The sequence below is a fragment of the Streptococcus hepaticus genome (genome assembly GCF_043656315.1).
Taxonomy (GTDB): domain Bacteria; phylum Bacillota; class Bacilli; order Lactobacillales; family Streptococcaceae; genus Streptococcus; species Streptococcus hepaticus.
In genome coordinates this window covers 28,693-48,676 of record NZ_JBINIY010000008.1, presented here as the reverse complement: position 1 = coordinate 48,676, position 19,984 = coordinate 28,693, and the positions used below count along the sequence as shown (strand labels likewise).

The following is a 19,984-nucleotide window of genomic DNA, read 5'->3' as shown; positions in this document are numbered from 1 at the left end:
ACACATGAATGCATGGCAAGAACTAACCATCATGGTGAATCGTGAAGCGGAGGAAGCGGCTTCTAATATTTTGATTGAGTTGGGAAGCGCTGGTGTGGCGATTGATGATAGCGCCGACTACATTGGTCAGGAGGACCGTTTCAGGGAGATTTACCCTGATATTGAGCAGTCTGATACGGTGACCATCACGGCTTATTACCCAGAATCAGCAGATATCGAAGCGATTAAAGCGCAGGTCAATGAGCGCTTGGCGGAATTAACAGGATTCGGTTTGGAAACGGGCGACATTGCTCTTGAAACCCAAGAATTGGTAGAAGAAGAGTGGGCAGAGAACTGGAAGAAATACTATGAGCCAGCCCGTATCACTCATGATTTGACCATCGTGCCAAGCTGGACTGAGGATTATGTGGCCTCTAGCGGTGAAAAACTCATCAAACTTGACCCAGGAATGGCTTTCGGAACAGGAACTCACCCAACGACAAAAATGAGTCTCTTTGCCCTTGAGCAAATCTTGCGGGGTGGCGAAACGGTTATCGACGTGGGTACTGGTTCAGGTGTCCTTTCTATCGCAAGTTCTCTCCTTGGTGCTAAAGACATCTACGCCTACGACCTTGATGACGTAGCGGTGCGCGTGGCTCAAGAAAACATCGACCTCAACGAAGGTACTGAAAACATCCATGTGGCTGCTGGTGACCTCCTCAAAGGCGTTGAGATTGAAGCAGAAGTCATCGTGGCTAATATCCTGGCTGACATCCTTATCCACTTGACGGACGACGCCTACCGCTTGGTTAAAGACGAGGGCTACCTCATCATGTCAGGCATTATTTCTGAAAAGTTGGACATGGTTCTTGAGGCGGCTTACAGCGCTGGTTTCTTCCTCGAAACTCATATGATCCAAGGCGAGTGGAACTGCGTGGTCTTCAAGAAAACTGACGATATTTCAGGCGTTATCGGAGGCTAGGATGCAGCAGTATTTTGTAAATAGCGGAGCGGAAAACCCTGTTACCATTACAGACAAAGATACTATTAAACACATGTTTAACGTTATGCGTCTGACCGAGGGAGACGAGGTTGTGCTGGTCTTTAACGACCATATCAAGCGGTTGGCAAAAGTATTAGACAGCGCAGCCCATTCTTTTGAAATTGTAGAAGAGCTATCCGACAATGTGGAACTGCCTGTTGAGGTGACCATCGCTTCAGGATTTCCCAAGGGAGACAAGTTAGAATTCGTAGCCCAAAAAGTAACTGAGCTAGGCGCAGTAGCCCTTTGGGCATTTCCAGCAGACTGGTCAGTGGTCAAATGGGACGGCAAAAAATTAGTCAAGCGCAAAGATAAGTTGGACAAAATCGTTCTGGGAGCAGCGGAGCAATCCAAACGAAATGTGGTGCCAAGCGTGACGCTTTTTGAAAAGAAAGCTGATTTTCTCAAGGTACTTGCTGATTTTGATAAAATCTTCATCGCTTATGAGGAGTCCGCAAAAGTAGGGGAACAGGCAGTGCTGGCGCGTGAATTGGCGCAAGTCCAAGCCGGTCAAAAAATCCTTTTCATCTTCGGACCAGAAGGTGGCATTTCGCCAGCCGAAATTGAGGCTTTTGAAGCAGCCGGTGCCCTCAAAGTTGGTTTGGGACCGCGCATTATGCGAGCAGAGACAGCTCCATTTTACGCTTTATCAGCAGTCAGCTACGCCTTAGAATTAGCTAAGTAAAAAACGAGCCTCTTAAAAGGCTCGTTTTTAATATTCTTTTCCATTAAAGATGAAGCGGATATGGGAGTAGTCGAGGTGTTCATCCTTGTCGGCCATGAAGCTCGTCGCATCTTGTTTGACTTGGACTAAGTCAATGCCTTGTGCTTGGGCTGCGAAGACGCAACCGCAGTAGCACTGGCGGTAGATATCGTATTCACTGCACATTTCAACCGAGCGTTTGTAGCCTTGATTTTTCTTAAAATCGCTGGGCAAATACTGGGTATTGTAGACTTGCTGGACTTCGATTCCAACAGCGTTGATGGTTTGTGAATTTTTGTGTGGGCTGATGGTCAGGGCGCTTCCAAAGTAGTCAAATCCTAGCTCGACAGCCTTTTGCGCAGTCTTGTCCAAGCGATAATCATAGCAGACACGACAACGGTCACCGCCCTCAGGTTCTTTTTCCAATCCACGCACGGTCTTGAAAAATTCATTTGGGACATAGTCGGCGGCCAGAAATTGCACCTGCTGTCCAGTTTGTTGATTGAAATCATGGACAAATTTTTGTGTGACATAGGAACGACGCTGGTATTCGACCTTTGGGTGTATATTTGAATTGGCAAAATAAATGGTTACATCTGCCCACTGGGTTAGATATTCTAGCGTATAGGTGCTGCAGGGGGCACAGCAAACGTGCATGAGAATGCGGGGACGAACTTGATTTGCCTGCCAAACCTTAACCATTTCCTGCATGACACGGTCATAATTGACCTTTTGATTGGGCTGCATACTGGATAAAATTTCTTCTACATCAATCATTTTATAAACTCCTTGAGATTGTCAAATTTAGTTTACCATAAAAAGTGCAAGACAAGTCAGCTTCGTCGAGGATTCTGCCTTTTTCTTTTTACAGTAAAGTGGTAAAATAGTAGAAATAAATGAGGAGAGAACCGAAATGAAGGAAGTCAATCTTACGGGTCCGGAAGTTGTAGAGCTAACTCGCGCCTATATGCCAGAAGAAGATGTAAAGTTTGTAGAAAAGGCATTGCACTACGCGGTTGAGGCTCACAAGGAGCAGTTCCGTCAGTCGGGCGAGCCCTATATTGTTCACCCCATTCAGGTGGCAGGGATTTTAGCAGGTCTGAAATTAGACGCAGTCACAGTTGCCTGCGGTTTTTTACATGACGTCGTAGAGGATACAGAAATTACCCTAGACCAAATGGAAGCTGAATTTGGTCCAGAAGTTCGTCTGATTGTCGACGGTGTCACCAAGCTCGGTAAGGTCGAGTACAAGAGCCACGAGGAGCAATTGGCGGAAAACCACCGCAAGATGCTCATTGCCATGTCAAAAGATATGCGGGTTATTCTGGTCAAATTAGCAGACCGCCTGCACAATATGCGAACGCTCAAGCATTTGCGCAAGGATAAGCAGGAGCGGATTTCACGTGAAACCATGGAAATTTATGCTCCGCTGGCACATCGTTTGGGGATTTCTTCTATCAAGTGGGAGTTGGAGGATATGTCCTTCCGCTACTTGAATGAGGTTGAATTTTATAAAATTACCCGCATGATGACGGAGAAACGCCGTGAGCGGGAAGCTTTGGTGGCAGAAGTTGTGGACAAGATTGAGAGCTACGCAAGCGAACGTCATCTGGAAGGTCAGATTTATGGTCGTCCTAAGCATATCTACTCAATCTACCGCAAGATGCATGATAAGAAAAAGCGGTTTGATGAACTCTATGACCTGACTGCTATTCGCTGTGTGATGGAGACGCCGAGTGATGTTTATGCCATGCTGGGCTACATTCACGAACTTTGGCGTCCAATGCCTGGTCGTTTCAAGGATTACATTGCCAATCCAAAAGCCAATGGTTATCAGTCTATTCACACGACAGTTTATGGGCCGAAGGGGCCGATTGAATTTCAAATCCGAACGCGAGAAATGCACCAAGTGGCAGAGTACGGGGTTGCGGCTCACTGGGCTTACAAACGTGGAGGCAATGCAGTTGCCAAACAAAGCGAGCTCAAGTGGATTAATAATTTGATTGAGTTGCAGGCAGATGCTGGCGATGCCAAGACATTCGTGGATTCGGTTAAGGACGATATTTTCACGGAGCGAATTTACGTCTTCACGCCAGACGGAACGGTACGTGAGTTGCCAAAAGACTCAGTGCCGATTGATTTCGCCTATGAGATTCATACCAAGGTTGGTGAACGAGCAACAGGTGCTAAGGTCAACGGTCGCATGGTGCCACTGACGACCAAACTCCGCACAGGTGATCAGGTGGAGATTGTGACCAATGCCAATTCCTTTGGACCGAGCCGTGACTGGGTGAATATTGTCAAAACCCATAAGGCACGCAATAAAATCAAGCAATTTTTCAAAAACCAAGACAAAGAACTGTCGGTTTCTAAGGGGCGTGAAATGCTGCAAAGCCTCCTACAGGAGCATGGCTATGTGGCTAATCAATACTTTGACCGCAAGCACATGGATGAAGTATTGCAGAAGACAGGTTATAAAACAGACGAGTCACTCTTTGCGGCAGTTGGTTTCGGTGAAACTTCTGCCATGTCTGTCTTTAATCGCTTAACAGAAAAAGAGCGCCGTGAAGCAGAGCGGGCTAAGGCTAAGGCTGAAGCTGATGAGTTGGTCAATGGTGGTGAGGTCAAACAAGCCAGCAAGGACAGTATGAAGATTCGTCACGAAGGTGGTGTGGTCATTGAAGGGGCTTCGGGACTCTTGGTACGGATTGCCAAATGTTGCAATCCAGTGCCGGGTGATGAGATTGTCGGCTATATTACCAAGGGGCGTGGGGTGGCTGTCCACCGTGCGGATTGCATGAACCTCAAGGCTCAGGATAACTATGAGGCGCGACTAATTGATGTGGATTGGGAGGATGAACATTCTGCCAAGGAATACATGGCACATATCGATATCTATGGGCTCAACCGTTCTGGCTTGCTCAATGATGTTTTGAAGGTATTGACCAATTCTAGTAAGAATATTTCTACAGTGAGTGCTCAGCCGACCAAGGATATGAAGTATGCGACGATTCACGTTTCCTTTGGGATTCCAAATTTGGCCAGTCTTACTAGCTTGGTAGACAAAATCAAGTCTGTGCCAGAGGTTTATTCTGTCAAGCGGACAAATGGGTAATCATGCTCTTTCGAGCTTATAAAAATAAAAGGAGGAAGTATGAAAATTGTGATGCAACGAGTATCGTCTGCTTCAGTGTCCATCGAGGGAGAAGTGGTCGGTGCGATTGACCAAGGTCTGCTCTTGTTGGTTGGAGTTGGTCCAGATGATAGTCAGGAAGATTTGGATTATGCGGTGCGAAAGATTGTCAACATGCGAATATTTTCCGATGAAGCTGGCAAGATGAATCTTTCTGTCCAAGATGTGCAGGGGGCAATCCTATCTATTTCTCAATTTACATTGTTTGCGGACACAAAAAAAGGCAACAGACCTGCCTTTACAGGGGCTGCCAAGTCAGATATGGCTAGCCATCTTTATGACCAATTTAACCAAAGTTTAGCCAACTTTGTACCTGTCGAAAAAGGTGTGTTCGGAGCAGATATGCAGGTTTCCCTAGTTAATGATGGACCTGTCACTATTATATTGGATACTAAAAATCCGTAACAAACCCCAAAACTGAGGAAGCTCTTACTTTAAGTCAGACAAAAAGCGACGGATTCGTTGCTTTTTGAAGGATGAAATCATTATTTCTTTAAAAGTTGAGTAATAAACATAACATTTTTACTTATGTTGCGCATCCTAGTTTGCAGAATTTTCTGATTATTCTTTGTTTTATTACCTTTTTTAAATGATAAACAACTTCAAGCAATTTCTAGTGAAACTCATCTAATCGATTCAAGTTTTTGGTAGATAGTGCCGGTCTGTACACTATGGAAATGTTTAAACCTTTTCAAAAATACTATTTAGATATTGTAGCATCGGTAGTTCTATTTTTTATTTGGGGCCAGGGATAGTACTCGCTGTGTACTTTAGAAAGACGAAGTGTATTTATTATCCAATTGTTTATCATGCTTTTTGGAATTTACTTCCATTTTTAATTAGCTTTTTAAAATAATCTATTTAGTCATAACAAACCAAAAAACTGAGATTTTTCTCAGTTTTTTTCTTCTTCTACATACAATACTTGGGCAATGCTCATAGGGATAGTTAGTTGCTTGTCCTTGTAGGCAACTGTCACGGTTTGGCTGAAGTCCATGTCAATTTCAAGGATTTCCAGTTGATCTCCGATAGCCAGTTCGTGTTGTTCGAGATATTGCAGGAGTTGGTAAAAATCCTTGACGCGGACCAGACGGTAGTGTCCGACCTGCGTAATGGTGGATAATCTGGTTGCATAGCGTTCTACCAAAGGTTGTCCCTGTCTAGGAATCGTTCCCCCGTGAGGACAGATTTCAGGAAAACCAAGTACAGCATCCAGGCGTTCCACAAATAAATCAGAAATGGTATGTTCCAAAACCTCCGCTTCTTCGTGGACTTCTTCGGCAGAATAACCCAACTGATTGAGCAAGAAAACTTCGATGAGGCGGTGCTTGCGGTAGAGGTCAGCAACCATCTTTTGTCCTCGTTCCTCTAAGCGATAACCAATTTTGCTATCTTTTTGGACTAAGCCCTCCGCTAAGAGCTTTTTCATCATTTCGGAAACGGCTGGCGCAGAAAATTGCATAGTTTCTGCGATTTTTTTATTGGTCATTTTCTGACCAATCTGCCCTAATTCATAAATACATTTCAAGTAATCTTCTTTATTTGGTGTCATGTTTCGCTCTCTTTCTTAGTTATTATACCAAAAAATAATATAAAAGGTTGACAGATGGTGTTTTTTAATATATATTATTAAGAAAATTAGGTAAACCTAATAAAATAATATATATAACATAAAAAGGAGTTTCTATGTTGAAGAAAATATTTGCGAGCGTACTTGCGCTATTATCCTGTTGTATTTTGTTGGCTTGTCAATCAACAGCGAGCCAGAAAAAATCCAATGAAAAACCGACTGTGACTGTGACGACATCTTTCCTGTATGATATGGTGTATCAGCTAGCTGGTGATGATGTCAAACGGGAATTGATTATCCCTGCTGGGGAAGACCCACACCTCTACGTTGCTAAATCTAGCGACTTAGACAAGTTGAAAAATGCGGACTTGGTTCTCTATCATGGCCTGCATTTTGAAGGGAAAATGGTCGATGCGTTAGAACAAACTGGTGTAGCTGTAACCAAAAATTTCCCTAAAGAAAAGATAAATACCATGGAAGAAGACGGTGAAAAAATCACTGACCCACACTTCTGGTTTGATATCAGCTTGTACCAGTCAGCGGTAAAAGTTGCTTCTGCTCAGTTGCAAGAATTGGTCCCAGCCAAGGCTGAAAAGATTAAAGAAAATGAAAAATCTTACTTGGCACAATTGGATGAGTTGGATGCGTGGGTAAGTAAAGAACTCAGCGTCATTCCAGCAAATAGCCGCTACTTGGTAACACCACACGATGCCTTTAACTATTTTGCGGCGAGCTATGACTTCACCCTCTATGCACCTCAAGGTGTAAGTACGGACTCAGAAGTTGCTAACAGTGATATGATTGACACCGTTAACTTGATCATTGACCACAAGGTGAAAGCAATCTTTACAGAGTCAACAACAAATCCTGAGCGCATGGAAAAATTGAAAGAAGCTGTTGCAGCTAAGGGTGGAAAAGTTGAAGTAGTGACTGGTGAAGGCAAGGAACTTTTCTCAGATTCATTGGCACCAGAAGGTGAAGATGGAGATACTTACATTGATATGTACAAACACAATGTAAATCTCATCGTAGCATCATTAAAATAAACATAAAGCATAAAAGGTCAGGCTGAGATAGAGTTCTCAGCCTTCCTTTTAGGGGAAAGTAGGACAAGATGAAAACAGTACTCGAAATGCAAGAGGTTAGTTTGACTTATGGCGCAGTTTCGGCTTTGGAAAATGTAAACTTGATCATTCCGCAAGGAAGTCGGACAGCCATTGTGGGACCGAATGGCGCAGGAAAATCTAGTCTCATGAAGGCTATTTTGGGCTTGGAAGGTCAGGTGAAAGGGAAGGTTTCTCTCCTAGGGCAGTCTGAACAAATTGCCCAGCTCATTCAGAAAGAATTGGCCTATATTCCTCAAGCCAGTCAGGTCAATTGGCAGTTTCCTGCTACTGTTTTTGAAATTGTTCTCATGGGACGCTATGCCCATATTAATAACTGGCTGAAACGCCCAGGGAAAAAAGATCGTGAAATCGTTGAGGTAGCCTTGGAACGGATGAATTTACAAGACTTACGCCATCGTCAGATTGATCAATTGTCTGGTGGTCAACGCCAGCGTGTTTTCATTGCACGTGCTTTGGCGCAAGAGGCACAAATCTATCTCATGGATGAGCCCTTAGCAGGAATCGATCAGCTGACAGAGACCATTATCATGGATACACTCAAGGAATTTCAAGCGGAAGGCAAGACCTCCATTGTCATTCACCATGATTTGACGACAGTTGCGGATTATTTTGATTATCTTGTCTGGCTCAACCGTACAGTTCTAGCTAGTGGTCCGGTGGAAAAAGTATTGACGACGGAGAATTATCAGACGACCTATGGCGTAGTGGATAAGTTCTTTTTGACAAAAGAAGGGAAGTGATGACATGTTTTCTCTTCTAACAGAATACTCTTTTTGGACAGTAGCTTTAGGCACCTGTCTTCTTGCCCTTGCTTCCAGCATGGTAGGGACCATTAGTGTTTTGACCAAGCAAAGTATGATAGGGGACAGTCTGGGACACGCTGCCTATCCAGGTGTAATTTTTTCGTTCATTCTTTTCCAGTCACGGAGTCCATTTTTACTGATGCTGGGGGCCATGTTTTCAGGTTATGTTTCTTATGGTCTGGTCCAGTGGCTACACAAGAATAGTCAGCACAGTCTAATCAATATTCTTGCCTTTGTCTCAGCTTCCTTTTTTGGTTTGGGCATGGTGTTGAAAAATTATATTCAAGGGAATGCCCAGTATTCTAATGCTTCTCAGGCAGGTCTTGCGACCTATCTTTTTGGTCAAGCAGCCTTTATCCAACTGGATGATATTTTCTTGATTTGTCTGGTGGCATTGGTTTGCTTGGTTCTCTTCTTTCGCTACTACCAAGCCTTCAAACTGTATTTATTTGATGCGAATGTTGCTTCTCTTTTAGGTGTTAAGGTGACAGTTCTCAAGCAGTTAACCATGTTTCTCATGATTTGTTTGATTTCGGTTGGGCTTAAGGTTGTGGGAGCTGTTTTGATGAGTTCTTTCTTGATTGCACCAGCTGTTTTCGGTCTTCTCTTGGGGAAAAATTATAGTCAGGTTTTGTTCTTATCTGTCCTGTCTGCCGTGACTTCGGCATTTTTGGGAACATGGGTCAGCTCTGCTGTTTCTGGCTTGTCTACGGGACCGAGCATTATTATCTGTATGACAATGACAACTTTAGCGAGCTTTCTCTATGTGACCTATATAAGAAAGGAGAATGTCCGTGTTTGAGGTTTTGTTGATTTTAGTTTTGGTATCGGCTTCCTGTGGTTTGATTGGTTCTCTGCTGGTTTTACAAAATCAATCCATGCTTGCAGATGCTCTTTCTCACTCGGTTCTCTTGGGAATCGTCTTGGGATTTTTCATCAGCAATAGCTTGGATTCGCCACTGTTGGTGTTAGGGGCTACTGTTTTTGGTGTTCTATCTGTCTTGTCCATTGACTTTCTACATAGTCAGAAGGTCCACCATGATGCGGCGACGGGTTTGGTTTTTTCCTTCTTTTTTGCTCTTGCGGTCATTTTGATTTCCCTTTTTGCGCGAAATGTACACTTGGATGTGGATATGGTGCTCATGGGAGAAGTCATCTTTGCTCCGCTTCATCGCATGGATTTGCTGGTTCTTTCCTTACCAGTAGCGGCGGTCAAGTCAAGCGTCACCCTACTCATCAATCTTGCTTTCTTCCTGCTTTTTTATCAGCCTCTCAAACTCTATCTCTTTGATAAAAGACAGGCTAAGTTGGCAGGCTTGGCGACGACAAGATTGCGCTTGACGACGCTTCTTTTGGTATCTCTAACGACCGTTTTGGCCTTTGATGCGGTGGGTTCAATGACAGTTATTGTGTTTCTGGTAGCTCCTGCTATGATCGCTCTCCCGTGGTCGCGCCATTTTGGTCAGTTTTTGGTCTTAGGGCAGGCGATTGGTTTGGCAACAACTAGCCTTGGTTTTTTGCTTGGACAGAGCTTGGACCTGACTATGTCGGGAACGTGTGCAACGGTTAGTCTCTTGGTTTTCTGCGCCAGCATTTTCCTGAAAAATAGAGTGAAAAGCTAGTTGGGAAATGCAAATCCAGTGGCTTTTTGCTAAGATAGAGGGGAAAGAAAAGGGAGGAAACGAAATGGTACGTTTACAAGATGATTTTTATGATGCCATCAATGGCGAATGGGAAAAAACAGCTGTCATTCCTGATGACAAACCACGCACGGGTGGGTTTTCAGACTTGGCGGACGAAATTGAAGACTTGATGATTGCTAAAACGGATGACTGGTTGGCAGGCAAGGATTTACCAGAAGACGCGATTTTGCAAAACTTTGTCAAGTTTCATAAGCAAGTGGCGGATTTTAACAAGCGTGAAGAAGTGGGAGTGACACCTGTCCTTCCTTTGATTGAAGAATACAAAGAATTGCCCTCCTTTGCTACATTTGCAGAGAAAATTGCTGAATATGAAATGAAAGGCAAGCCTAATTATCTGCCATTTGGTGTAGCACCAGACTTTATGAATGCCCAACTCAATGTCCTCTGGGCTTACGCTCCAAATACCATTTTGCCAGATACGACCTACTACGAAGAAGGTCATGAAAAGGGGAAAGAGCTTCTTGCCAAATGGCGTGCTTGTGAGGAAGAATTGCTTCCAAAATTTGGCTTTACAGCAGAAGAAATCAAGGATATGCTGGACAAGATTTTGGAATTGGATGCCAAACTTGCCCAATACGTCCTTTCTAGCGAAGAGTCTTCAGAGTATGTCAAACTCTACCACCCATACGACTGGGCAGACTTTACCAAGCTCGCCCCAGAGTTGCCATTGGATGCTATCTTCACTCAGATTTTAGGGACGCTACCAGATAAGGTTATCGTACCAGAAGAGCGCTTTTGGACAGACTTTGCGGCGGAATTCTACTCTGAAAAGAACTGGCCTTTGCTCAAGGCTTTCTTGGTTCATAGCGCCGCAACAGGATTCAATAGCTATTTGACGGATGACATCCGTGTGCTTTCAGGAGCTTATGGTCGTGCCTTGTCAGGAACGCCGCAAGCTATGGATAAGAAGAAAGCAGCTTATTATTTAGCACAAGGTCCTTACAATCAAGCCTTGGGGCTCTGGTATGCGGCTGAAAAATTCTCCCCAGAAGCTAAGGCAGATGTGGAGGCCAAGGTGGCTACCATGATCCAAGTTTACAAGGATCGCTTGACTAAAAATGACTGGCTTAAACCAGAGACGCGTGACAAGGCTATTACCAAGCTGAATGTCATCACACCACATATCGGTTACCCAGAAAAATTGCCTGACACCTATGCTAAGAAAATAATCGATGAACATCTTAGCCTGGTTGAAAATGCGCAAAATTTGGCCAAGGTATCGATTGCTCATTCATGGAGTAAGTGGAACCAGCCTGTTGATATGACAGAATGGGGGATGCCTGCTCACATGGTCAACGCCTACTACTCACCACAGAAGAACCAAATCGTCTTTCCAGCCGCTATTTTGCAGGCGCCTTTCTACTCACTTGAGCAGTCATCATCAGCTAACTATGGCGGAATTGGTGCGGTTATCGCCCACGAAATTTCCCACGCTTTTGATACAAATGGTGCTTCCTTTGACGAACACGGTAGTCTCAATAACTGGTGGACAGATGAGGATTATGCTGCCTTCCAAGAGCGGACAGACAAGGTTGTTGCCCAGTTTGACGGGATTGACTACGCAGGTGGAAAGGTCAATGGTAAGTTGACCGTGTCTGAAAACGTGGCAGATTTGGGCGGTCTGGCAGCAGCCCTTGAAGCGGCTAAGAAGGATGCAGATTTTTCTGCGGAAGAATACTTTACGAACTTTGCTCGCATTTGGCGGATGAAGGCGCGTGAGGAATACTTGCAACTTTTGATTTCGGTTGACGTTCATGCACCAGGAAAACTCCGTACTAATGTGCAGTTGCCAAACTTTGATGACTTCATTGAGACCTTTGAGGTGAAAGAAGGCGATGGCATGTGGCGCTCAGCAGAAGACCGTGTTATTATTTGGTAATGTATTGATAGATAATAGAGGTTGGATAGCTTGTCCTTCCTCTTCTTTTGTACCTGTTAAAGATTAGGATAATGAGAGAATATTTTTCCAACAAAACATGGAAAAAAGGCTTTGGTCTATATAATTTAATAATATAAAACAAAATAGTATAAATTGTAGAAAAATGATATTTATCATACAAATTATTGCATAAAAATATTGAGTTTTAATAGAAATGTGCTAAAATGAAGTGAAGAAAGATCGTAGTTAATATATTATATATAACACGTAGAAAGATGAGGAAAAAATGGACGCAAGACTTAATCCCTACCCACCTCTGATTGACTTCTTAGCTCAAGTCATGGGGAGAGAGACAGAGATTGTATTACAAGATTTTACTGATGGCCTTGACCATTCTTTGGTATATATAAAAAATAATTTATCAGGTCGTAAAGTTGGCGCCCCAGCTACCGATTTGATTTTGGAAATCTTGCAATCAAAGGTTTACTTGGAGGAGGATTACGTTGTCAATTACCGTACAAGATCAATTGCCGGGAAAGAAATGTATTCATCAAGTTATTTTATTAAAGACCAAGGCCAGTTGATTGGTGCTATCTGTATCAATGTTGACAAGACAAGATTGCTTGCTCTAAAAAATCTATTTGAAAGCACCCTAGTTAGCTTGAAAGAATCTCTCCAAATTACCGATGAACCGCATCAACAAGGTGGTTTCTCTGCAATTGAGAATTTCTATGAAACAGCGGATCAGTTGATTGAGGATATTATTATCCGTGAAACACAAGGTAAGGACTTGACCAAACACCGCATGACACGCACGGAAAAAATTGCGATTGTCCGCTCTCTCTATCAGAAAGGGTTCTTTGATTTTAAAGATGCCGTTTCTAAGACAGCAGAAGCCTTCCGGATGTCAGAAGTTTCTATTTACAAATACATTCAACAAGTCAAACAAGAAGAAAATGCAGATTAAGTTAGACGAAAGTCTAGCTTTTTCTTGTAGCAAAAATCAGAGTCTTTCTTTTGTTTTTGCTATAATGGTCACTAAAAGAAAAGGGGAAAAGTCATGACAGTTGGATTGATCTTAGAAGGTGGCGGTATGCGTGGTTTGTATACAGCTGGCGTTTTGGATGCGGGAATCAAGGTTGACGGTGTGATTGGCGTTTCGGCAGGAGCCCTTTTGGGTGTCAACTATGTATCGGGCCAGCGTGGGCGAGCACTTCGTTACAACAAGAAGTATATTTCCTATCCAAATTACATGGGTTTTCGTGCGTGGTTGAAAACGGGAAATATAGTCAACAAAGACTTTACCTACTATGAAATTCCCATGAAACTAGACATCTTTGATGAAAAAGCTTTTGAAGAATCGGGGGGAGAGTTTTACGTGGTGGCGACAGAAATGTCATCAGGTCAGCCAGAGTATTTTCAGATTGATAATGTTTTTGAGCAAATGGAGCCATTTTGAGCCAGTTCAGCCTTACCAGTGGTGTCAAAAATGGTAGAGTGGCAGGGGAAACAGTGTTTGGACGGTGGCTTGTCAGATAGCATTCCTGTTGAATTTGTCCGTAGTCTGGGCTTCGACAAGTTAATTGTTGTTTTAACCCAGCCCAGGGACTATCGGAAGAAAGCCTCTAGTGGACGGACCTACAAATATTGCTCTACCGAAAATATCCAAACTTTGTTAAGGTGGTTTCCTTACGCTACAATCAGTCTGTTGAGCGTGTGTTGGAACTGGAAAAAGCAGGAGCACTCTTTGCCATTCGTCCGCAAGAAGCCTTGAAAATCGGCCGTCTGGAAAAGGATCCAAAAAAATTCCAAGAAATCTATGACAGAGGCTTGGAGGATGGTTGTAAGGTAATGGCGGAATTGCAACATTGCTTGGAAAAATAAGAAATATCCCACCAAAATAAAACTTGGTGGGGATTTACTTTCTTAAGCTGTTTGTGTCAGGTATTTTTCTTGCTTGAGATTGCTGATACTCATCAAGGCAAGGAAGCTGATGAGGTAAAGGCTGGCGAGGAACATCATGACCATGGAGACACTTGAAGCATCAAGAATCATGCCGATGATAACAGATGAGAAGCCTCCGACTGCGCGGCCGACGTTGAGGATGACATTATTGGCTGTGGAGCGAATGTGATGTGGATAGAGGCGGGTAATCATGGCACCGTATCCTGCAAACATCCCATTGACGAAGAAACCGACGATTGCGCCACCAATCAGCATAGCTGTCATAGAGTTGGCAAATTGGAAGAGGTAGACGCAGACTGCGGAAGCGAGCAAGAAGCCACCATAGACGATTCGCGGTCCAAATTTATCCAAAAGTTGACCGAAGACCAGCATGCCGACACACATTCCAAGAATGGTCGCAATCATCCATAGTGAAGAATTTTTCACAGAGATGTTGAGGCTAGTTTGGATAATGGTTGGCAGCCAGTTCATCATTCCGAAGTAGCCTGCGATTTGTATAGTTGTCATGACCATAAGAGCTAGGGTTTGAGCAGTCAGGGCAGGTGTTTTGAAGAGTTCATGGATATTGATGGGAGCTTTTTTCTCAGCGGCTGTTTGCCCATTGTCTAAGATATTTTGAACATCAATGGTTAACTGCATCCAGATGACCAGGAGGATTGGCAAGAGCCCAAAGAGGAAGAGCCCCTTCCAGCCGAGGGCAGGAGCTAACCAGCCTGCAAGAAGTGCAGAGGAGATAGAGCCCACTTGACCGGCAATACCGTTGAGTGATGATACGCGTCCCATTTTGCTCGCAGGGACAATGCCTGCCATAATGGCAATGGCAACACCGTATTCGCCACCAACTCCGATACCAGCGATAAAGCGCATGAGGTAGAGATAAGGCAGGTTTTGAGTGAAGAAAATCAATCCTGTAGCAACCGAGAAGATGATAATGGTTAGTTTGAAAATCTTGAATTTATTGTAGCGATCAGCCAAGAGTCCAAAGAGGAGCCCGCCGACTAACATGCCCAAGTTGGTAATGGTTCCAATCCAGCCAGCTTGGGCCGCTGAAATATTAAGGTCGGTGATAATGGTTGACATGGAAAAGGCTAGAAACATAACATTCAAGTCGTCTGTTCCAGACGCGACAATAGCAGCAACTAGCGCCCGCCAGTTGTTTTTATCAAGTTGTAGTGATGACATTCATCTTCTCCTTTTAATGATGGCTCACAGGCCAGCTTTATTAAAATATGGGCAGAAGTCACAAAGTGACCTAAATAGTAATGTCATACGCCAATCAAGCGGGTAAAGAAAAGAGCCTGAGACTTTTGTCCCAGGCTCCTATAAACGTACAAAAATAAGCGGTTTTCCCCTAGGAAACCTTTTTGAGCGCTTATATGCCTCACGGGACATGATTAAAGCAGTATGTCATTTGGAAATAGTATAGAGGAAGTTGACCTTCTTGTCAAGAAAAATTTCGCTAAAGCTGATTATTGCTTGAATTTTCAGCTTTTTTATTAGTCTTATTCATGATATAATAAAAAGAACGATATTTTTTGGAGAATCATAAAATGGCAAATTTTAATCACAAAGAAATTGAGCCCAAATGGCAGAAATTCTGGGCTGACAATCACACATTTAAAACAGGAACAGATGCAGAAAAGCCAAACTTTTATGCGCTAGACATGTTCCCTTATCCATCTGGTGCAGGCCTTCACGTTGGTCACCCAGAGGGTTATACTGCGACAGATATTCTCAGTCGTTACAAGCGTGCCCAAGGCTACAACGTCCTTCACCCGATGGGATGGGATGCCTTCGGCCTCCCTGCAGAGCAGTACGCTATGGACACTGGTAATGACCCAGCAGAATTTACAGCAGAAAACATTGCTAACTTTAAGCGTCAAATTAACGCCCTTGGCTTTTCTTATGACTGGGACCGCGAAGTTAACACAACTGATCCAAACTACTATAAATGGACACAATGGATCTTCACAAAACTTTATGAAAAAGGCCTGGCTTATGAAGCTGAAGTACCTGTCAACTGGGTAGAGGAATTGGGAACAGCTATCGCCAACGAAGAGGTCCTTCCTGACGGAACATCTGAACGTGGTGGCTACCCAGTTGTCCGCAAACCAATGCGCCAATGGATGTTGAAAATCACAGCCTACGCAGAACGTTTGCTGGAAGATTTGGAAGAAGTAGACTGGCCAGAATCAATCAAGGATATGCAGCGCAACTGGATTGGTAAATCAACTGGTGCTCATGTGACCTTCAAGATCAAGGACACAGATAAGGACTTCACTGTTTTCACAACTCGTCCAGATACCCTATTTGGTGCGACCTACGCTGTCCTTGCCCCTGAGCATGACTTGGTTGATAGCATTACATCGCCTGAGCAGGCAGAAGCTGTGGCAGAGTACAAACGCCAAGCTTCTCTTAAATCAGATTTGGCCCGTACAGACCTTGCCAAAGACAAGACAGGTGTTTGGACAGGTGCCTACGCGATTAACCCAGTCAATGGTCGTGAAATTCCAATCTGGATTGCGGACTATGTGTTGGCAAGTTACGGAACAGGTGCTATCATGGCGGTTCCTGCCCACGATGAGCGTGACTGGGACTTTGCCAAACAGTTTGGCTTAGACATCATTCCAGTTTTGGAAGGTGGCAATGTAGAAGAAGCGCCTTACACAGAAGATGGTTCCCACATCAACTCTGATTTCCTAGACGGTCTTAACAAGGAAGAAGCTATTGCTAAAATGGTGGCTTGGTTGGAAGAAAATGGTCTCGGTCAGGAGAAAATTTCCTATCGTCTCCGTGACTGGCTCTTCAGCCGTCAACGTTATTGGGGTGAGCCAATTCCAATCATCCACTGGGAAGACGGGACATCTACAGCAGTACTAGAAAATGAGCTACCTCTGGTATTGCCAGTAACAAAAGACATCCGCCCTTCAGGTACAGGTGAGTCACCGCTTGCCAACCTGACAGACTGGTTGGAAGTGGTGCGTGAAGATGGTGTTAAAGGTCGCCGTGAGACCAACACTATGCCACAGTGGGCTGGTTCAAGCTGGTATTACCTCCGCTATATTGATCCACACAATGATGAGAAATTGGCAGACGAGGAGCTTCTTAAAGCTTGGTTGTCAGTAGATATCTACATCGGTGGTGCTGAGCACGCGGTCCTTCATTTGCTTTATGCTCGTTTCTGGCATAAGTTCCTTTATGACATCGGTGTAGTGCCTACTAAGGAGCCATTCCAAAAACTCTTTAACCAAGGGATGATTTTGGGAACAAGTTACCGTGATAGCCGAGGAGCCCTCGTGGCTACTGATAAGGTTGAAAAACGCGACGGTTCATTCTTCAACATCGAAACTGGTGAAGAGCTTGAACAAGCGCCAGCCAAAATGTCTAAATCCCTCAAAAACGTTGTCAACCCTGACGATGTGGTTGAGCAGTACGGTGCCGACACCCTTCGTGTTTACGAAATGTTCATGGGCCCACTTGACGCCTCAATCGCTTGGTCTGAAGAAGGCCTCGAAGGCTCACGTAAGTTCCTCGATCGCGTTTACCGCCTCTTGACTACCAAAGAGCTTGTGGCGGAAAATAGCGGAGCGCTTGATAAGGTCTACAATGAAACTGTGAAGACTGTGACAGAGCATATTGAAGATCTGAAATTCAACACAGCTATCGCCCAGCTAATGATTTTTGTCAACGCAGCCAACAAGGAAGACAAGCTCTACGTCGAATACGCCAAAGGCTTTGTCCAATTGATCGCCCCATTTGCACCACACCTGGCAGAAGAACTCTGGCAGGGTCTGGCAAATACGGGCCAATCAATCAGCTATGTCGCATGGCCAACATATGACGAAAGTAAGCTGGTAGAAAGCGAAGTAGAAATCGTTGTCCAAATCAAAGGTAAGGTGAAAGCTAAATTGACTGTAGTCAAAGATTTGAGCACGGAAGAGTTAGAAACTGTGGCTCTGGCAAACGACAAGATCAAATCTGAAATTAATGGGAAAGATATTGTCAAGATTATCGCAGTACCGAATAAATTGGTTAACATTGTGGTAAAATAAGCAGTGTATATCAAAATAACATGAGAGAGGCTTGCCTCTCTCTTATTTTTTAAAAAAATCAAAATATGAACATTTACCTAGAAAGATGTTTCTTTTATAAGAAAAATACAGAATTGGATAAAGTGTTCGATAAAAATAGGTTCGTAAATAAGTTATAAAAACCATAATAAACAAATTTGATTCATAAAAACAATTGTGAACGGCCGGTTATTGCTAAATTATAAAGGTTGTTTTATAGGAAATATTCGTTATAATAAAAACGAAAGGGGTTTAATATGAAAAAAAATAAACTAATATTAGCATTGGGTGCGATGCTATTTGCTAGTATGCTAGGGGTAACAGCTCAGGCAGACACACCGCTCTATCGTCTATATAATAAAGGACTTAAAGTGCATCTTTATACCAAAGATACAAACGAATACGCTGTTTTGGCAACTCGTGGTTGGTCGCAAGAAGGTGTCGCTTGGAATACTGAAGATCAGCAAGGTGAGCCTGTTTACCGCTTGTATAATCGTGGCCTCAAAGTACACCTTTATACCAAAGATGCTAATGAGTATGCTGTTTTGGCAACTCGTGGTTGGGCACAAGAAGGTGTAGCCTTCCGTTCATTTGGGGAAACGCCTGTTTACCGCTTGTATAACCGTGGTCTCAAAAAGCACCTTTATACCAAAGATGCTAATGAGTATGCTGTTTTGGCAACTCGTGGTTGGGCACAAGAAGGTGTTGCATTTATGGCTTTGAGCAATAAAAAGGTGGACGCTGAGAAACCAGTAAAACCAGCAGAAGTTGAGAAATCAGTTTACCCAGCTCAACCAGAAAAAGTTTTTGGTGTGACAGTTGAATACAAAACAACTGATGGGACAACTCCGTTTAATGGATTTACAAACGAGAAAAACCAAAGCTCAATGTTGGTTTCAAGCGAATCCCCATTTTACTTGTACCAAGTACTAGGCTACAAAGTGAAATCAGTGACATTGTGGACAGCAAAAACTGCAAGCAATGGGGAAATTGAGAAAGTGAGAAAACTTCCATATTCTATTCCAGATACGACACAAATTACCTACGAACAATTTGAACCATTGGCAAGCCATACTGGTGCAAACCAGTTCTTTGTTGAACTCGTCTGGGAAAAAGATTTATATGCTGAAAATCCAACTGAGTATGATGTCCATGTTAGATATATTGCTGAAAATGGTGAAAAAATTTTTAAAGGACAGCTGGATGAAGTTGGAAGTATGTCGATCGGAGGTGTAACAATTAGGCGCGGAGAGGTAGCTTCTTTACCAAAACCGTCAGGTTATAAAGTAAAATCTGCAATTTTAATGACAGCCACTTCGGATGCTTTTGGTGTGCACAAAGGTGAGATTGTTATGGCTCCAGTCGAAAACAATCAGACGGGAGAATTGCCATTTTCTACTTTGGACAAGCTTTATGTTAAAACAAAGCACAAAGGATTGTATATTTGGGAAGTTACGTGGGGAAAGGAATGATAGGATAGTCCAGCTTTATGCTGGCCTTTTTGTTTTCCGTCTCTTCCTAGCTATGCTAGTGATTCCATAGAGCTTCCAGCGTGGTATCAAAAAACACCTCCAAAGAAGATAAGATAAAAATGGTTTCCCGAGCACTCATCAAAATCATCAAGGAGTTCTCTCGTGAAAGAGGATAATCAACGTTTATCACATACCACATGGAATTGTAAGCACCATATTGCTTTCGCTCCCAAATATCGGCCAAATTATCTATGGCAGATACAAAGCTAGTATCGGCAAAATTATTCGCAATCTATATGAGCTAAAAGGGACCATCATCAATTACAAGAAGACAGGGGAGCAGATCAGCTCCCTTTGTTTGAGACGGGAGATTCATTTACTGGAGAATCTAATAACAAGAGATAATTAAAGGACAGTGCTTTAGCACTAGCTTGGGAAAGTGGTACGAGAGGAGGCCAATTGGGTGGTTTTTTGGTTT

Annotated in this window: 16 protein-coding genes and 2 pseudogenes; 15 read left to right on the top strand and 3 right to left on the bottom strand. The window is 43.4% G+C overall.

Annotated features, from left to right (window positions below):
- Nucleotides 1-4 precede the first annotated feature (4 nt).
- Together prmA and ACHUFA_RS07485 are read left to right on the top strand one after the other, a co-directional pair.
- Nucleotides 5-961: a 50S ribosomal protein L11 methyltransferase gene (gene prmA, locus ACHUFA_RS07490; protein WP_394405322.1), complete on the top strand. Its 957-nt coding sequence runs from the start codon at nt 5-7 to the stop codon at nt 959-961.
- A gap of 1 nt (nt 962) precedes the next feature.
- Entirely contained in the window at nt 963-1,706 is a 744-nt protein-coding gene (locus ACHUFA_RS07485; RefSeq protein WP_394405321.1) for a 16S rRNA (uracil(1498)-N(3))-methyltransferase, read from the top strand.
- Between the two features lie 27 nt (nt 1,707-1,733).
- On the opposite strand, the gene ACHUFA_RS07480 is transcribed toward ACHUFA_RS07485, so the two are convergent.
- Nucleotides 1,734-2,501 (bottom strand): epoxyqueuosine reductase QueH, encoded by a 768-nt coding sequence (locus tag ACHUFA_RS07480; protein ID WP_222347480.1) that lies wholly within the window; start codon nt 2,499-2,501, stop codon nt 1,734-1,736.
- A gap of 136 nt (nt 2,502-2,637) precedes the next feature.
- On the opposite strand from ACHUFA_RS07480, the gene ACHUFA_RS07475 reads away from it, so the two are divergent.
- From ACHUFA_RS07475 to ACHUFA_RS07465, 3 genes are all read left to right on the top strand, one after another.
- Nucleotides 2,638-4,839 (top strand): RelA/SpoT family protein, encoded by a 2,202-nt coding sequence (locus ACHUFA_RS07475; protein WP_394405320.1) that lies wholly within the window; start codon nt 2,638-2,640, stop codon nt 4,837-4,839.
- A 39-nt stretch (nt 4,840-4,878) separates the two neighbouring features.
- Nucleotides 4,879-5,322 carry a D-aminoacyl-tRNA deacylase gene (dtd, locus tag ACHUFA_RS07470; protein WP_394405319.1) on the top strand — a complete coding sequence of 148 codons (444 nt, stop codon included), beginning with the start codon at nt 4,879-4,881 and terminating at the stop codon, nt 5,320-5,322.
- Nucleotides 5,323-5,656: 334 nt separating this feature from the next.
- On the top strand, nt 5,657-5,773 hold the full coding sequence (locus ACHUFA_RS07465; RefSeq protein WP_394405318.1) for a CPBP family glutamic-type intramembrane protease: 117 nt from the start codon (nt 5,657-5,659) through the stop codon (nt 5,771-5,773).
- A 39-nt stretch (nt 5,774-5,812) separates the two neighbouring features.
- Here ACHUFA_RS07465 and ACHUFA_RS07460 read toward each other — a convergent pair whose 3' ends face one another.
- Complete coding sequence (locus ACHUFA_RS07460; protein ID WP_222347477.1) at nt 5,813-6,469, bottom strand: metal-dependent transcriptional regulator; 657 nt, start codon at nt 6,467-6,469, stop codon at nt 5,813-5,815.
- Nucleotides 6,470-6,606: 137 nt separating this feature from the next.
- On the opposite strand from ACHUFA_RS07460, the gene ACHUFA_RS07455 reads away from it, so the two are divergent.
- The 7 genes and pseudogenes from ACHUFA_RS07455 (at nt 6,607) to ACHUFA_RS07425 (ending at nt 13,883) form a co-directional block, all read left to right on the top strand.
- A complete protein-coding gene (locus ACHUFA_RS07455) occupies nt 6,607-7,533 on the top strand; it encodes a metal ABC transporter solute-binding protein, Zn/Mn family (protein ID WP_222347629.1) in 927 nt (308 codons plus the stop codon).
- Nucleotides 7,534-7,601: 68 nt separating this feature from the next.
- A complete protein-coding gene (locus ACHUFA_RS07450; protein ID WP_222347476.1) occupies nt 7,602-8,354 on the top strand; it encodes a metal ABC transporter ATP-binding protein in 753 nt (250 codons plus the stop codon).
- Between the two features lie 4 nt (nt 8,355-8,358).
- Nucleotides 8,359-9,219 carry a metal ABC transporter permease gene (locus ACHUFA_RS07445; protein WP_394405317.1) on the top strand — a complete coding sequence of 287 codons (861 nt, stop codon included), beginning with the start codon at nt 8,359-8,361 and terminating at the stop codon, nt 9,217-9,219.
- Nucleotides 9,212-10,039 (top strand): metal ABC transporter permease, encoded by an 828-nt coding sequence (locus ACHUFA_RS07440; RefSeq protein WP_222347474.1) that lies wholly within the window; start codon nt 9,212-9,214, stop codon nt 10,037-10,039. Before ACHUFA_RS07445 ends, ACHUFA_RS07440 begins: the two co-directional genes overlap by 8 nt.
- A 64-nt stretch (nt 10,040-10,103) precedes the next feature.
- Nucleotides 10,104-11,999, top strand: a complete 1,896-nt coding sequence (locus ACHUFA_RS07435) for a M13-type metalloendopeptidase (protein ID WP_222347473.1) — start codon at nt 10,104-10,106, stop codon at nt 11,997-11,999.
- Nucleotides 12,000-12,285: 286 nt separating this feature from the next.
- Nucleotides 12,286-12,966: a helix-turn-helix transcriptional regulator gene (locus tag ACHUFA_RS07430; protein WP_394405316.1), complete on the top strand. Its 681-nt coding sequence runs from the start codon at nt 12,286-12,288 to the stop codon at nt 12,964-12,966.
- Nucleotides 12,967-13,059: 93 nt separating this feature from the next.
- A pseudogene (locus ACHUFA_RS07425) lies at nt 13,060-13,883 on the top strand (patatin-like phospholipase family protein).
- 42 nt (nt 13,884-13,925) lie between these two features.
- Here ACHUFA_RS07425 and ACHUFA_RS07420 read toward each other — a convergent pair.
- Complete coding sequence (locus ACHUFA_RS07420; RefSeq protein ID WP_394405315.1) at nt 13,926-15,146, bottom strand: MFS transporter; 1,221 nt, start codon at nt 15,144-15,146, stop codon at nt 13,926-13,928.
- Nucleotides 15,147-15,514: 368 nt separating this feature from the next.
- Here ACHUFA_RS07420 and leuS point away from each other — a divergent pair, with 368 nt between their 5' ends.
- The 3 genes and pseudogenes from leuS to ACHUFA_RS07405 form a co-directional block, all read left to right on the top strand.
- On the top strand, nt 15,515-18,016 hold the full coding sequence (gene leuS / locus ACHUFA_RS07415; RefSeq protein WP_394405314.1) for a leucine--tRNA ligase: 2,502 nt from the start codon (nt 15,515-15,517) through the stop codon (nt 18,014-18,016).
- A 275-nt stretch (nt 18,017-18,291) separates the two neighbouring features.
- Nucleotides 18,292-19,506: a hypothetical protein gene (locus ACHUFA_RS07410; RefSeq protein WP_222347469.1), complete on the top strand. Its 1,215-nt coding sequence runs from the start codon at nt 18,292-18,294 to the stop codon at nt 19,504-19,506.
- Between the two features lie 162 nt (nt 19,507-19,668).
- Nucleotides 19,669-19,828, top strand: a pseudogene (locus ACHUFA_RS07405) (transposase); the annotation flags it as partial.
- Nucleotides 19,829-19,984: the final 156 nt, after the last annotated feature.

Coding starts and splice junctions, on each gene's coding strand:
- prmA (WP_394405322.1), top strand. CDS start 5: ATGAATGCATGGCAAGAACTAACCATCATGGTGAATCGTGAAGCGGAG.
- ACHUFA_RS07485 (WP_394405321.1), top strand. CDS start 963: ATGCAGCAGTATTTTGTAAATAGCGGAGCGGAAAACCCTGTTACCATT.
- ACHUFA_RS07480 (WP_222347480.1), bottom strand. CDS start 2,501: ATGATTGATGTAGAAGAAATTTTATCCAGTATGCAGCCCAATCAAAAG.
- ACHUFA_RS07475 (WP_394405320.1), top strand. CDS start 2,638: ATGAAGGAAGTCAATCTTACGGGTCCGGAAGTTGTAGAGCTAACTCGC.
- dtd (WP_394405319.1), top strand. CDS start 4,879: ATGAAAATTGTGATGCAACGAGTATCGTCTGCTTCAGTGTCCATCGAG.
- ACHUFA_RS07460 (WP_222347477.1), bottom strand. CDS start 6,469: ATGACACCAAATAAAGAAGATTACTTGAAATGTATTTATGAATTAGGG.
- ACHUFA_RS07450 (WP_222347476.1), top strand. CDS start 7,602: ATGAAAACAGTACTCGAAATGCAAGAGGTTAGTTTGACTTATGGCGCA.
- ACHUFA_RS07445 (WP_394405317.1), top strand. CDS start 8,359: ATGTTTTCTCTTCTAACAGAATACTCTTTTTGGACAGTAGCTTTAGGC.
- ACHUFA_RS07435 (WP_222347473.1), top strand. CDS start 10,104: ATGGTACGTTTACAAGATGATTTTTATGATGCCATCAATGGCGAATGG.
- ACHUFA_RS07430 (WP_394405316.1), top strand. CDS start 12,286: ATGGACGCAAGACTTAATCCCTACCCACCTCTGATTGACTTCTTAGCT.
- ACHUFA_RS07420 (WP_394405315.1), bottom strand. CDS start 15,146: ATGTCATCACTACAACTTGATAAAAACAACTGGCGGGCGCTAGTTGCT.
- leuS (WP_394405314.1), top strand. CDS start 15,515: ATGGCAAATTTTAATCACAAAGAAATTGAGCCCAAATGGCAGAAATTC.
- ACHUFA_RS07410 (WP_222347469.1), top strand. CDS start 18,292: ATGAAAAAAAATAAACTAATATTAGCATTGGGTGCGATGCTATTTGCT.